Here is a 14,709-nt window from a genome sequence, read left to right on the forward strand (position 1 = left end):
AAATAAATGTTACGCTCACTTTACTCAGGAATTAGCGGAATGAAAAACTTTCAATCAAAATTAGATGTTGTAGCCAATAACGTAGCCAACGTCAATACACACGGATACAAAAAAAGCCGTATCACTTTTAAAGATATGGTCAGCCAAACCATTGGAAGTTCTGGTGGACCAACGAACAACTCTGGTTCAATCAATTCAAAACAAATTGGTTTAGGATCATCTTTATCTTCTATTGATAAAATCATGTCAGCGGGAGCTTCTCAAAATACAAATGAACCTTACGACTTCTACATCAATGGAGATGGATTTTTCCGTATTCAAAATCAAGGAGAAGTTCTTTATACAAGAACTGGGAATTTTAAACCTGATTCAGAAGGAAGTTTAGTCACTCCTGATGGAAACTATCTGCTTGGAATGAATGGACAAAAAATAACGATTCCAGAGGGTGTTTCAAGTGTAAGCGTTGGTCCAGATGGAACGATTTCGGTTGTTGAAAACAATGTATCAAGAACCGTTGGTCAAGTATCACTGGTATCTTTCCGTAACGCAGGTGGGTTAGACAAAGTTGGTGACAACCTTTACCGCCAAACGTTAAGCTCAGGTGCACCAAGTAACCCTATCGTACCTGGTGAACAAGGAACGGGCGTCGTCCAAACAGGTCGACTTGAAATGTCAAACGTTGATTTAACAGACGAATTTACCGAAATGATTATCGCGCAGCGTGGATTCCAATCGAATGCAAAGACGATCACAACATCTGATGAAATCCTGCAAGAGCTTGTGAATCTGAAACGATAGGAGGTAGGGGGAGCGGAAGATCGCTTCTCTGCTTAATATGATTGAAGTGACAAGATTGAATGGCAAAGGATTTATGCTGAACGCTCTCCATATCGAGCAAATCGAAAGCTTTCCAGACACAACCATTACATTAGCCAATGGAAAGAAATTCGTTGTGAAAGAAAATGAAGATCAGCTTCAAGAAAAAATCATTTCTTTCTACAGAAAAATCCAAGTCATTTCATTGAATCAAGGAATAGAGGAATTTGAATGAAGAAGAAATTAGTCGTAGTAATGCTAATCATGATTATTGCCATCGGCGGAATAGGAGCAGGCATCATTTTTCTGCTGAATGGTTCAGACGAAGCAAAAGCTGAAAAAGAACCAACAGCAGATGAAGTCGTAAAAGCTTCTGTTGAAATTCCTGAGATTATCACCAATTTAAAGTCTGAAGGAAATGCGGTCAAACTTGTATTGAATATTGAAACGGACTCTGAAAAAGCAAAAGAAGAGCTTGAGAAAAGAAGTTTTCAAGTGAAAGACGCCGTAATTGACATTTTATCAGACACAAATGCAGATGAACTTGATGGCAAAAAAGGCAGAGAACATTTTAAAACACTAGTCAAAAACAAAGTGAATAACTATTTGCAAGATGGCAAGGTGAAAGAAGTATATATAACCTCCTTTAATCTGCAATAGAGGCGATTAATTGACACGATGGAGGTGAAGAAATGTCAGGAGAAGTGCTTTCCCAGAATGAGATCGATGCATTATTATCCGCCATATCTACAGGCGAAATGGATGCAGAAGAGCTGAAAAAAGAAGAAACGACGAAAAAAGTAAAGGTGTATGATTTTAAACGTGCACTTCGCTTCTCGAAAGACCAGATTCGAAGTTTAACAAGGATTCACGATAACTTCGCTAGACTGCTCACCACGCACTTTTCAGCTCAGCTAAGATCATATATTCAAATTACTGTCAGCTCGGTTGACCAAGTACCATACGAAGAATTTATTCGTTCGATTCCTAATATGACATTATTAAACTTATTTTATGTCAGCCCGCTTGAAGGAAGAATCATGCTTGAAGTAAACCCAACAATCGGCTATGCCATGATGGACAGGCTGATGGGTGGGATTGGCATTAGTCATAATAAGACAGAATCACTTACAGAAATCGAAACAAAGATCATCTCAAACATGTTTGAGGGAGCTTTGGAAAATTACAGAGAAGCGTGGCAGTCCATAACCGACATCGAGCCTGAAATGGCAGATTTCGAGGTAAATCCCCAGTTTGTTCAAATGGTGTCACCAAACGAAACAGTTGTCGTCATTTCTCTTAATACACAAATTGGTGAGGTAAGCGGGGTTATTAACCTATGTATTCCTCATGTTGTATTAGAACCTATTATTCCGAAGCTATCTGTACACTACTGGATGCAGTCTGAACGAAATGAACCAAAACAACAAGAAACAAAGGCCATTGAAAAACGGATTATGACGGCAAAAATACCGGTAGTCGCAGAGCTAGGGGAATCGGAAATGACGGTGGAAGAGTTTTTGAATTTGGAAATTGGTGATTGTATTGCCTTGGACAAACCAGTAAATGCGCCTCTTACTGTTATGGTCGGAAATAAACCGAAATTCTTGGGACAGGCCGGCCGCGTGAATCGGAAACAGGCGATTCAAATTCTAGATCACGACATAAGAGGTGAAGAAGATGGAGAATAACGGAAGTAAATTATCACAAGACGAAATCGATGCGCTCCTTAAAGGAGGTAGCAATGACGATATAGAGCCTGATACAGTCCTTTCAGCAATGGAGCAAGATGCCATTGGAGAAATTGGAAATATTTCATTCGGCAGCTCTGCTACAGCACTTTCAACCCTATTAAATCAAAAAGTGGAGATTACCACTCCAACTGTGACAGTGATTCAAAAAAGTATGCTAAATGAGGAATTCCCTCATCCGTATGTCGCGATTGAAGTGAATTATACAGAAGGCTTCAGCGCAAGCAACCTGCTTGTTGTCCAGCAAACAGATGCAGCAGTCATTGCGGACTTAATGATGGGCGGAGACGGGACAAATGCTGATCCTTCTTTAAGCGAGATTCACTTAAGTGCAGTGCAAGAAGCGATGAACCAAATGATGGGTTCTGCTGCGACATCCATGTCGACGGTCTTTAACAAAAAGATTGATATTTCTCCGCCGCGCGTCGAGTTACTCGATGTGAAAGAAGGAGAAGGAACAGACCGCATCCCAGCTGCAGAAATGCTTGTCAAAGTGTCCTTCAGATTAAAAATAGGTGAACTCATTGATTCAAATATTATGCAACTTTATCCTATTACATTTGCGAAGGATTTAATTGCAGAATTAACAGACCCAGCGCAAGAAGAAGAGCCGGTTCAAGAAGCTCAAGTGAGTACACCTGAACCTCAGCAGGCAGCGCCGCAAACGCAATCTGCACCAGCGCAGCAAGCAGCTCCGCCGAAAAGACAGGCGAAGCCAAAACCGGCAGCACCTGTAAATGTGGCACCAGTTGAATTTGAAGCATTCAGTGAGCCTCAGCATACAACAAGCCAGCTTGGAAATCTTGATATGCTGATGGATATTCCACTTTCCATTACGGTGGAACTTGGAAGAACTCAGCGAAGTGTCAAAGAAGTCCTTGAGCTTTCAGCAGGAAGTATCATTGAACTGGACAAACTTGCTGGTGAGCCAGTAGACATTCTAGTTAACAAACGAATCGTCGCCAAAGGGGAAGTCGTTGTCATTGATGAGAACTTTGGTGTTCGTGTGACTGATATTTTAAGTCAGTCAGAAAGACTTTCTAATTTAAAATAAACAAACATACAGGGAGAGAATAAGTAAATGGCTACTAAGGTATTAATCGTAGATGATGCAGCATTCATGAGAATGATGATAAAGGATATTCTTGTAAAAAACGGATTTGATGTAGTAGGAGAAGCAGAAAACGGCGCTCAAGCAGTTGAAAAATTCAAAGAAACGTCTCCAGACCTTGTCACAATGGATATCACAATGCCAGAAATGGACGGGATCACAGCACTTAAAGAAATTAAACAAATTGACGCTTCTGCAAAAATCATCATGTGTTCTGCAATGGGGCAGCAGTCAATGGTTATTGACGCGATCCAAGCAGGTGCAAAAGACTTTATCGTAAAGCCGTTCCAGGCAGACCGTGTACTTGAAGCAATTAATAAAACGTTAGGCTAAAAAAGGGTGTAAGACTTGTTGAAAAAACGTTTGATATGTATAGCAATGATCAGTTTTATGCTTTTCTTGACGATGCAGCCTGCCTCACTGTTTGCTGAAACGAAAGATCCTGAAAATGGCACAGTGAATGACTGGATTAAAGAAGAGAAAAGCAGCAAAAAGGATACAGAAAAGACAACCACTGACAATCAAACGAATCCGGCAGAAGAAGTTCCCTCTTCTTCTGTCTCCATTATGGATTTTGTCAAAATGATTGGTGCTTTACTTTTTGTCATCCTGCTTATATATGGATTGGTGAGATTTGTTGGTAAGCAAAACCGCTTACTTAAACCATTTCGCTATGTTGAAAATATTGGCGGAACGACGGTTGGCCAAAACCGTTCAGTCCAGTTGATCAAAGTGGGCAAACGAGTATTAGTTGTCGGAGTAGCGGACTCGATCCAGCTGCTAAAAGAAATTGATGATGAACAAGAATGTGAAGCGATCGTGCAACAATACGAAGAAGCGATGGAAAGTAAAACAGATTTACCAAAAATCGTTCAAAAATTCACATCTCAGATAAAGAAACAGGATCAGCCAACCACTTCTTCTTTTTCAGCCAATTTGAAGGCGCAGCTAGCCGAATTGAAAAAGACCCAATCAGAAGTCAGAAAGAAAGGCCCGAAACAAAATGAATGAGTTTATCGATTTATTTAATTCCAGCGGTGCAGGGAATATTAGCACGTCTGTCCGTCTTCTTTTACTTTTAACCGTATTTTCGGTTGCACCAGGCATTCTCATTTTAATGACATGTTTTACACGAATTGTGATTGTACTTTCATTCGTTAGAACGTCACTTGCAACCAACTCAATGCCGCCAAACCAAGTGCTTGTTGGGCTTGCTTTGTTTCTCACATTTTTTATCATGGCACCCACGTTCTCAGAGATTAATAAAGAGGCACTAACGCCGCTTTTAAATGATGACATTACGCTTAATCAGGCATATGAAAAAGCCGAAGTGCCCATTAAAGAGTTTATGAGTAAACATACGAGACAGAAGGATTTGGCTTTATTCCTTAGTTACGCAAAAATGGATACACCTGAATCGATAAAAGATATTCCGTTAACAGCGATGGTACCCGCTTTTGCGATTTCAGAATTAAAGACGGCATTTCAAATTGGTTTCATGATCTTTATTCCATTTTTAATTATTGATATGGTCGTCGCAAGTGTCCTGATGTCAATGGGGATGATGATGCTTCCGCCGGTTATGATATCGCTCCCTTTTAAAATATTGTTATTTGTTTTAGTCGATGGATGGTATTTGATTGTTAAATCTTTGCTGCAAAGCTTTTAGAGTAGGTGCTTAAAACATGAGTTCAGAATTTGTCATTACGATGGCTGAAAGATCAGTGTATGTGGTATTGCTTGTCAGTGGGCCGCTTCTAGCGCTCGCTCTTATTGTGGGACTGATTGTCAGTGTGTTTCAGGCGACAACCCAAATTCAAGAACAGACGCTTGCGTTTATTCCTAAAATTGTAGCAGTTCTCATTGGACTTGTTGTGTTTGGTCCATGGATGCTGTCAACAATTTTGTCCTTTACGACTGAGCTGTTCTCGAATTTAGATCGATTTACAGGTTAACGAGCGATGTCAATCATAGAATTATTCCCTGCTTTTCTATTGGTTTTTATTCGGATCACCGCTTTTTTTGTGACAGTACCGCTTTTAGCGCATAGAACGATCCCAGCTGTACACAGAGTCGGATTCTCACTGTTTTTAGCCGTGATTAGCTTTAGCACGATTAAGGAACCGCCAGCACTCGACATAGACGGTCTTTATATGATGCTTGCGGTGAAAGAAGCAATGGTCGGACTTCTGCTTGGTTTGATTGCATATATCATGGTGTCCGCTGTTCAAATTGCCGGCTCATTTATTGATTTTCAAATGGGCTTTGCGATTGCCAATGTGATTGATCCACAAACAGGGGCGCAAACGCCGCTGATGGGGCAGTTTTTTTATACGGTCACTTTGCTATTGATGCTAGCAACCAATGCACACCACCTGCTGCTTGATGGGATCTTTTACAGCTTTCAATATATTGCAGTTGATCAGTATGCACTGAATTTCGGCAGTGAATCCTTTGCTTATTTTATTGCAAAAAGCTTCAACCAAATGTTCATCATTGCCTTTCAAATCTCAGCACCGGTCGTTGCCAGCTTGTTTTTGGTCGATTTGGCACTGGGCATTGTGGCACGAACAGTACCGCAGATGAACGTTTTTGTTGTCGGACTTCCTATTAAAATGGCTGTGAGTTTTATTATGATCATCATCTGTATGGGCGTCATCTTCGGAGTTGTCCAAAATACATTTGATACGATTGTGCTTACCATGAGGAATTTCTTAGCATTGGTCGGTGGTTCGTCATGATGACAAGACTTAGACTAGACTTGCAATTTTTCGCAGGTGAAAAAACAGAAAAAGCAACGCCGAAAAAGAGACAAGATTCACGTAAAAAAGGTCAGGTTGCCAAAAGTACCGACGTCAATACAGCCATCTCATTTCTATTAATCTTTTTATCATTCTTTTTTATTGGGCCTTTTATGAAAGAGCGTATTATTGCGCTCATTGAACGTTTTTATTCAACAACCATGCTAATGAAAGTTAGCACATCTAATATTCATCAACTATTCGTGGAATTGCTTCAGGAAACAGGGCTCCTTCTCATGCCAATCCTTGGTGTTGGTATGCTGGCAGGCGTTATCAGTAACTATTTACAAGTTGGCTTTCTCTTTTCAACAGAAATCATCAAACCGAAATTAGAAAAGCTAGATCCTATTAAAGGATTTAAACGGATATACAGTATTCGAGCCCTCGTAGAGCTATTAAAATCCATTTTGAAAATTGGTTTAATTGGTTTTGCGACATTTATTGCACTTTGGATGCACTTTGACGAGATTCTGAGGCTTCCTTTATTAACAGCAGAGGAAACCCTTCATTTCGTCGCAAATATGACCTTGATTATGGGTCTGTATGCAGCAGGTGCTCTCATGATCTTAGCAGGGCTTGATTATATGTATCAGAAATTTGATTATGAAAAAAACTTACGGATGTCCAAACAAGACATCAAAGATGAGTATAAAAAATCAGAGGGTGACCCGCTCATAAAATCAAAGATTAAACAGCGTCAGCGGGAAATGGCCATGAGACGGATGATGCAGGAAGTCCCAAAAGCGGACGTCATCATTACAAACCCAACCCACTATGCCATTGCTTTAAAGTATGACGAAGAAAAGATGGACGCGCCCTTTGTTGTGGCAAAGGGAACCGATATTTTGGCTTTGAAAATTAGAACGATTGCGAAAGAGCACGATATCATGACCGTAGAAAACCGGCCGCTCGCTCGTGCACTATATGATCAGGTCGACATCGACCAAGCGGTCCCAGAGGAATACTTTAAGGCGATCGCAGAAATTTTAGCTTACGTCTATAAAACGAAACAAAAGATTTTATGAATTTTTGGTTTTAAAAGGAGAGAACAGGCATGTCAGCAAGAGATTTATCTGTTATATTCAGTGTTATTTTAATTGTGGCGATGCTGGTCATACCGTTTCCGCCAATGCTATTAAGTATTTTAATCATTATTAATATTTCTCTTGCGCTTATCGTGCTTCTCACCACTATGAACATGCAAGAACCACTGGAATTTTCAATTTTTCCATCATTGCTTTTGCTCTTAACACTGTTTCGTTTAGGGCTTAACATCTCTACAACACGTTCTATTCTTTCAACAGGAGATGCTGGAAAGGTTGTAGAAACGTTTGGTTCATTTGTTGTTGGAGGAAATATCATCGTTGGTCTCGTTGTTTTCCTTATTCTGATCATCATTCAGTTTATTGTTATTACTAAAGGAGCTGAGCGTGTATCAGAGGTTGCGGCAAGATTTACACTTGATGCGATGCCAGGTAAACAAATGAGTATTGACGCTGATTTAAATGCAGGAATGCTGACAGAAAGTGAAGCAAGAAATCGTCGTGAAAAAGTAGCGAGAGAAGCAGACTTTTACGGTGCGATGGATGGGGCAAGTAAGTTTGTCAAAGGGGATGCCATCGCAGGTATTATCATCGTTATTATTAATATTATTTTTGGGATTATTATTGGGATGCTTCAGCAAGGCATGTCGATCCAAGAATCAGCTTCCCACTTTACACTATTAACGGTAGGAGACGGGATTGTATCACAAATTCCAGCACTTCTCATTTCAACAGCGACAGGGATTGTCGTCACAAGGGCTGCTTCTAATGGGAACCTTGGGTCAGATATTACTGAACAGCTGTTTGCATTCCCTGCTATGCTTTACGTTACAGCAGGCACGATCTTCCTTCTTGGGTTGTTTACTCCAATTGGCGTACTTTTGACTGGACCAATCGCAGGTTTACTCGCTCTCGGGGCATACTTGATGTCGAAAAACAAACAAGATCAAGAAGAAATCGAAGAGGTACTAGAGGAACAGGCAGAGGTAGAAGAGATGAAAAGTCCAGAAAGCGTCATTCACCTTTTGCAAATGGATGCCATTGAATTTGAATTTGGCTACGGCTTGATTCCGCTAGCCGATGCAAATCAGGGTGGGGACCTGTTAGACCGAATTGTGATGATCAGAAGGCAGCTTGCCCTTGAACTCGGTCTTGTGATTCCAGTTGTACGGATCCGGGACAATATTGCACTTAACCCAAACGAGTATCGGCTTAAAATAAAAGGAAACGAAGTGGCAAAAGGTGAGCTGTTGCTTGATCACTACTTAGCGATGTCGCCTACGCCTGATGATGATCCGATTGAAGGAATTGAAACAATCGAGCCATCCTTTGGTCTCCCGGCTAAATGGATCTCAGAAGCAGAAAAAGATCAGGCTGAGATGCTTGGCTACACGGTTGTAGATCCTGCATCGGTTGTGTCCACTCACATCACAGAGAAAATTAGACAAAACACACACGAACTGCTCGGACGCCAAGAAACGAAGCAATTAATCGATCATTTGAAAGAAAGTTATCCTGTTTTAGTGGATGAGGTGACGCCAAACCCACTAGCAGTTGGTGATATTCAAAAAGTGCTTGCAAAACTGCTGAAAGAAAAGGTTTCTATTCGAAATCTTGTCACCATTTTTGAGACGCTTGCAGACTACGGAAAATTAACAACGGATACAGATTTGTTAACAGAGTATGTCAGACAGGCGCTTGCAAGACAGATTACCGCACAATATGCGAGAGAAAACGAATCGCTCAAAGTCGTGACATGCTCAGGCCGAGTGGAAAAGGTGATTGCTGACAGCGTACAGCAGACAGAGCATGGCAACTACTTATCGTTAGATCCAGAATCCTCTGAAAGTGTGATTCAATCAGTGGCGAGAGAAATTGAACAGCTTTCGCTTCGTCAGGAAACGCCGGTTCTATTGTGCTCACCTCCTATCAGAATGTACGTCAAGCAGCTGTTAGAAAGATATTTCCCGGACTTACCGGTACTATCTTATAACGAACTGGAAGCAAATGTGGAAGTACAGAGCATCGGAGTGGTGGATATCTAATGAAAATGAAAAAAATCATAGCAAATTCAATGCAAGAGGCAACGATTCAAATTAGGCAGCAGCTTGGGAAGGATGCCGTCATTTTAAATTCCAAAACCGTTGTGAAACGAAAGCTATTCGGTTTAAAGAAACAGCAAATGGTTGAAGTGATTGCAGTGCTGGATCAAGATTTTGAAGAAAGAGCGGGTAAAGGTGGCCCCCCTGCACCTCCTCTTCCAGTATTTCCGAAAAAGGAGCAGGTTCAACACCGACCAGAAGGACCGTCTCTTGCTCCTGAGGCAGTGAAATCAGTCCCTTCTCAAGCTCAACCTTTAGAATATGCGAGGAATGAGCGGCATGCTGGTATTTTGCCTGATCCACTTATGGCAATCGATCAAAAGCTGAAGGATCAAGGTCTTGATGATGCCATTCGAGACGAATGCCTCAAAGGTCTTTTAACGAAGGGTGCTGTCAAGGAAGATCAAATTCAAAAAGAACTTGAACAACTGCTGACAGATAAACTGCCGGCTCACACTTCAGATGAGCCGATGATTCGTTCTAAATACATTGTGCTGTTTGGTTCGACTGGGGCTGGTAAAACAACAACAATTGCAAAGCTCGCTGCCAAAACGGCCATTCAGAAGCAAAAGAAAATCGCATTTATTACAACAGATACGTACCGAATAGCTGCAATTGAACAACTGAAAACATATGCGGAACTGCTCAATGCACCCCTTGAGGTTTGTTATTCGAGAGAGGATTTTGTGAAAGCTCAAGAGACGTTCAAAGAGTATGATCATATTTTCGTAGATACAGCGGGTCGTAACTTTAAAGAAGAAGCGTATATCAAAGAGCTGACAGACATCATTCCATTTGATGAAAGCATTCAAAGTTTCCTAGTGATGAGTGCGACCTCGAAGTATCAGGACATGAAAGCCATGGTTAAACGTTTTGAACACGTTTCAATCGATCAATTCATTTTTACAAAAGTAGATGAAACAGACACGATGGGAACCATCTATCAAATCATTGCAGACTCTCAAATTGGACTTGGCTTTTTAACAAATGGTCAAAATGTTCCTGAGGATATTCTTGAGGGCTCTCCTCTTGAATTAACAAGGATGGTCCTACAATGATGAAGCCCGACCAAGCAGAAGGTTTAAGAAAGCTCGTTCAGCAGAATCAAACGTTCACACCAGCTCCTCTTGGTATAAGCGGACAGGCAAAAACCATTGCTGTCATGAGCGGTAAAGGCGGGGTTGGAAAATCGAATTTGACGCTGAATATGGCACTGTCTATCGCAAATGCAGGGAAGCGAGTGTTAGTCATCGACCTTGATTTTGGTATGGGGAATATTGATATTTTACTAGGAAAAGCATCAACTAGCTCTATATTAGATGTTCTTGTCAGGAAGAAATCCTTCCAAGCAGCTATGACTCAAGGAACGAACAACCTTTATTACATTTCTGGCGGAAGTGGACTTGAACAGCTGTTTTCTTTAGATAAAGATCAATGGTCGTTCTTTCTAGAGGAGATGGAAAGAATGATACACGACTTTGATTGTATCTTCTTTGATATGGGGGCTGGCCTTTCAAAAGATCAATTACCTTTTGTTTTATCAGCAGGAGAAGTTGTGGTTGTGACAACGCCAGAACCAACGTCAATCATGGATGCCTACAGCGCCATTAAACACTTAGCGATTCATCAGTTCGAACAATCTGTGCAAATCATTGTCAACCGTTGTAAAACCCCGTCAGAAGGGTCTGAAACCTATCGGAAATTAGCAGGAGTGGTTACATCATTTCTACACAGAAAACTAGTATTTGCTGGTGCTGTGCCGGATGATCCTGCGGTTCCAAAAGCGGTGGCTGAACAAATTCCATTTTATATGAAGCAGCCTCATTCACGGCTGAGTAAAACGATTAAAATGCTGGCAGAAACACTTTATCAACAGCAGATAAGAGAGGCACAGAGAGAGCAGCATACGTTTATAGATAAGTTGTCCTCTTTTTTTAAAAGGAGGAAGGTGGACTCATGATTAGAGTACTTGTAGTAGATGACTCGGCCTTTATGCGAAAGCTCATTAGTGATTTCCTAAGTGCCGAGCAAGAAATAGAAGTCGTCGGAACGGCGCGAAATGGGGAAGATGCCTTAAAACGGATCAAGGAACTGAATCCAGATGTCGTCACATTAGATGTGGAAATGCCTGTTTTAAATGGAACAGAAGCATTAAAACAAATTCTGGCTGAACACGACCTTGCCGTGATTATGGTGTCAAGCCAGACAAAGCAAGGGAAAGATTTAACCATCCATTGCTTAGAACTTGGTGCTTTTGACTTTGTGACAAAGCCATCAGGAAGTATTTCGCTCGATTTACACAAAGTAAGAGGCCAAATTGTAGAGCGAGTGCTTGCAGCAGGGCTGTCAAGGAAACGCACTGAAGTACAGTTTTCTCCTAAGCCGGTGATGAAGCCATCAATTCCAGTGGTTGCACCTCACCCGCAAGCAGTAAAAAGCAGCTCACTCCGAAAGATTATTTCAATCGGAACATCCACGGGAGGACCAAGGGCACTTCAACGAGTTGTCACGAAGCTGCCCAAGGACATAGAAGCACCTATTTTGATTGTGCAGCATATGCCGGCAGGATTTACAGCATCACTTGCTACTAGGTTAGACCATTTATCTCAAATTTCGATTAAAGAAGCGCAAGATGGAGACATCGCTAAAAATGGAGTAGCTTACATAGCGCCTGGTGGAATGAATATGTCACTTCATGAACAAGGGGCATCCTTAGTCATCAGGCTATCTCCAGAGGACACGGAAAGCCGGCACAAACCTTCTGTTAACTATTTATTTGAATCCATCAGTCATATAAAAGGTTACGAGAAAATTGCTGTCATTATGACAGGCATGGGTAGTGACGGCACAGAAGGTGTCAAAAAAATGGTCGCAAGCGGTCATACAAAAGTCATTGCAGAAAAAGAAGAATCATGTGTTGTTTTCGGAATGCCTAAATCAGTCATTAAAGCAGGCCTTGCACATGAAACAAGGCATGTGGATGACATCGCACATGCAATTATAAGCTCCATGAAAAAAGAGAGGGCGTGAACACGTTGGATGTAAACCAATACTTAGATATCTTTTTAGATGAAAGCAGAGAACACTTACAAACTTGTAATGAAAAACTTCTTGATTTAGAAAAGAACCCAACCGACTTGCAGCTAGTGAATGATATATTCAGAGCGGCTCACACATTGAAAGGCATGAGTGCTACGATGGGCTACGCTGATATGGCTCAGCTAACACATCATTTAGAAAACATGTTTGATGCCATTCGAAATGAACAAATGATTGTCACACCTGAGTCAATGGACACGATGTTTGAAGCACTTGACCACCTTGAAGCAATGGTTCAATCAATTGCAGAAGGCGGAGATGGGAAACGCGATGTCACAGAGATTAGTAAAAAGCTAGATGTGACAGGAAGCCATGCTGAGGCAGCTCCTAGTGTTGAAACAGCGGATGTACCAGCGGCTGCTGCTAACGACTTAGACTATAACGAATTTGAACGAACAGTGCTTGATGAAGCGAGGGAGCAAGGTTTTAAATGTTATGAACTGAATGTAACATTAAGTGACGCATGCTTATTAAAAGCCGTTCGTGTCTATATGATTTTTGAAAGACTGAACGAAGCAGGAGAGGTCGTCAAAACAGTTCCAAATGCAGAACTTTTAGAATCAGAAGATTTCGAATCTGAATTCAGCATTTCTTATTTGTCTAAACAACCGATGGACGAAGTGAAGAAAATCGTGATGACGATCTCAGAAGTTGAACAAGTTGAAATCTCAGAAGTTTCTGCATTTGAAGAAGCGGCTCCAGCTGAAAAACAAGAAGCCAAACCTGAACAGGTAAAAGAAGAAGTCTCTGTTCCTACTGCGAAAGCACCAGCAAACGATGCGCCAAAAGCAAATGGCAATAACGGTGCAGCTGCCGGCGGAACAAAAACGATTCGTGTCAACATCGACCGTCTTGATTCTCTTATGAATCTATTTGAAGAACTGGTGATTGACAGAGGCCGTTTAGAACAGATTGCCAAAGAATTAGAAAATAATGAACTGACAGACACAGTTGAAAGAATGACACGTATTTCTGGAGATCTGCAATCGATCATCCTGAACATGAGAATGGTCCCTGTGGAAACGGTATTTAACCGATTCCCTCGTATGATTCGTCAATTGACAAAAGAGCTGAATAAGAAAATTGAACTGATCATTGAAGGTGCTGAGACAGAGCTTGATCGAACAGTAATCGACGAGATTGGAGATCCACTCTTACACCTACTTAGAAACAGTCTAGATCACGGAATTGAATCGCCAGAAGAACGTGTGAAAAAAGGCAAGCCAGAAAAAGGCACCGTTCTATTAAAGGCGTATCATAGTGGAAACCACGTCTTCATTGAAGTAGAAGATGATGGCGGCGGAATTAACCGTAAGAAAGTGCTTGAAAAAGCATTAGAGCGCGGGGTTATTACAGAAAGAGAAGCAGAAACGCTTGAAGATCATCAAATTGATTCATTGATCCTTGCAGCAGGATTCTCTACAGCTGATACGATTTCTGACATCTCAGGCCGCGGTGTAGGTCTTGACGTTGTGAAAAACAAGCTGGAATCACTAGGCGGATCTGTGAGCATCAACTCAACAGAAGGACAGGGCTCACTATTCTCGATCCAGCTTCCGCTTACATTATCGATTATTTCCGTCCTTCTTGTGAAACTGGAAGAGGAAACATTTGCGATTCCGATTTCTTCTATTATTGAAACGGCTGTCATTAAGAAAAGCGACATCCTTCAAACGCATGATCGTGAAGTGATTGATTTCCGCGGATTTATCGTACCGGTCGTGTACTTGAAGAAACAATTCAATGTACCAAATGCGAATGAATTAGAGGAAGAACTGCACATCATCGTTGTCCGTAAAGGAGATAAGCTGACAGCATTTGTGGTCGATTCATTTATTGGTCAGCAAGAGGTTGTATTGAAATCACTAGGAGATTACTTGCCTAACGTGTTTGCGATCTCAGGCGCAACAATCCTAGGCGATGGTCAAGTTGCACTCATCGTTGACTGTAATGCACTGATCAAGTAAAAAACAATAGAGGAGCGGT

At 41.3% G+C, this 14,709-nt stretch carries 16 protein-coding genes; all 16 read left to right on the forward strand.

The features are described from left to right. The first annotated feature begins 6 nt into the window (after positions 1-6). The 16 genes from flgG to MHI35_RS07865 are packed head-to-tail and all read left to right on the forward strand — an operon-like array spanning position 7 to position 14,690. The gene (gene flgG, locus MHI35_RS07790; protein WP_144521414.1) at positions 7-798 is read left to right on the forward strand and encodes a flagellar basal body rod protein FlgG; all 792 of its coding nucleotides are present in this window, start codon (positions 7-9) and stop codon (positions 796-798) included. Positions 799-835: 37 nt separating this feature from the next. Continuing rightward, a complete protein-coding gene (locus tag MHI35_RS07795) occupies positions 836-1,051 on the forward strand; it encodes a flagellar FlbD family protein (RefSeq protein WP_012009963.1) in 216 nt (71 codons plus the stop codon). Next, positions 1,048-1,476, forward strand: coding sequence for a flagellar basal body-associated protein FliL (gene fliL, locus MHI35_RS07800; protein ID WP_012009964.1), 429 nt, complete (start codon positions 1,048-1,050; stop codon positions 1,474-1,476). The genes MHI35_RS07795 and fliL overlap by 4 nt, the downstream gene beginning before the upstream one ends. Before the next feature lie 32 nt (positions 1,477-1,508). Further along, entirely contained in the window at positions 1,509-2,507 is a 999-nt protein-coding gene (gene fliM / locus MHI35_RS07805; protein WP_003212239.1) for a flagellar motor switch protein FliM, read from the forward strand. Continuing rightward, entirely contained in the window at positions 2,497-3,621 is a 1,125-nt protein-coding gene (gene fliY / locus MHI35_RS07810) for a flagellar motor switch phosphatase FliY (protein ID WP_144521416.1), read from the forward strand. The genes fliM and fliY overlap by 11 nt, the downstream gene beginning before the upstream one ends. A 27-nt stretch (positions 3,622-3,648) precedes the next feature. Next, the gene (locus MHI35_RS07815) at positions 3,649-4,011 is read left to right on the forward strand and encodes a response regulator (RefSeq protein WP_003212360.1); all 363 of its coding nucleotides are present in this window, start codon (positions 3,649-3,651) and stop codon (positions 4,009-4,011) included. Between the two features lie 18 nt (positions 4,012-4,029). Beyond that, entirely contained in the window at positions 4,030-4,689 is a 660-nt protein-coding gene (fliZ, locus tag MHI35_RS07820; protein WP_144521418.1) for a flagella biosynthesis regulatory protein FliZ, read from the forward strand. Further along, positions 4,682-5,347 carry a flagellar type III secretion system pore protein FliP gene (gene fliP / locus MHI35_RS07825; protein WP_007499580.1) on the forward strand — a complete coding sequence of 222 codons (666 nt, stop codon included), beginning with the start codon at positions 4,682-4,684 and terminating at the stop codon, positions 5,345-5,347. The genes fliZ and fliP overlap by 8 nt, the downstream gene beginning before the upstream one ends. A gap of 16 nt (positions 5,348-5,363) precedes the next feature. Next, the gene (gene fliQ / locus MHI35_RS07830) at positions 5,364-5,633 is read left to right on the forward strand and encodes a flagellar biosynthesis protein FliQ (RefSeq protein WP_144521420.1); all 270 of its coding nucleotides are present in this window, start codon (positions 5,364-5,366) and stop codon (positions 5,631-5,633) included. 6 nt (positions 5,634-5,639) lie between these two features. Beyond that, positions 5,640-6,419 carry a flagellar biosynthetic protein FliR gene (gene fliR / locus MHI35_RS07835; RefSeq protein ID WP_144521422.1) on the forward strand — a complete coding sequence of 260 codons (780 nt, stop codon included), beginning with the start codon at positions 5,640-5,642 and terminating at the stop codon, positions 6,417-6,419. Next, entirely contained in the window at positions 6,416-7,504 is a 1,089-nt protein-coding gene (gene flhB / locus MHI35_RS07840; RefSeq protein WP_065097282.1) for a flagellar biosynthesis protein FlhB, read from the forward strand. Before fliR ends, flhB begins: the two co-directional genes overlap by 4 nt. A gap of 29 nt (positions 7,505-7,533) precedes the next feature. Continuing rightward, positions 7,534-9,567, forward strand: coding sequence for a flagellar biosynthesis protein FlhA (gene flhA, locus MHI35_RS07845; RefSeq protein ID WP_065097283.1), 2,034 nt, complete (start codon positions 7,534-7,536; stop codon positions 9,565-9,567). Further along, entirely contained in the window at positions 9,567-10,682 is a 1,116-nt protein-coding gene (flhF, locus tag MHI35_RS07850; protein WP_144521426.1) for a flagellar biosynthesis protein FlhF, read from the forward strand. The genes flhA and flhF overlap by 1 nt, the downstream gene beginning before the upstream one ends. After that, entirely contained in the window at positions 10,679-11,584 is a 906-nt protein-coding gene (locus MHI35_RS07855; RefSeq protein WP_144521428.1) for a MinD/ParA family protein, read from the forward strand. The genes flhF and MHI35_RS07855 overlap by 4 nt, the downstream gene beginning before the upstream one ends. Beyond that, positions 11,581-12,654, forward strand: a complete 1,074-nt coding sequence (locus tag MHI35_RS07860; protein ID WP_211063837.1) for a protein-glutamate methylesterase/protein-glutamine glutaminase — start codon at positions 11,581-11,583, stop codon at positions 12,652-12,654. Before MHI35_RS07855 ends, MHI35_RS07860 begins: the two co-directional genes overlap by 4 nt. A 5-nt stretch (positions 12,655-12,659) precedes the next feature. Then, positions 12,660-14,690, forward strand: a complete 2,031-nt coding sequence (locus tag MHI35_RS07865; protein ID WP_211063836.1) for a chemotaxis protein CheA — start codon at positions 12,660-12,662, stop codon at positions 14,688-14,690. Positions 14,691-14,709 lie beyond the last annotated feature (19 nt).

This window comes from Bacillus sp. FSL K6-3459, assembly GCF_038003305.1.
Lineage (GTDB): Bacteria > Bacillota > Bacilli > Bacillales > Bacillaceae > Bacillus > Bacillus pumilus_O.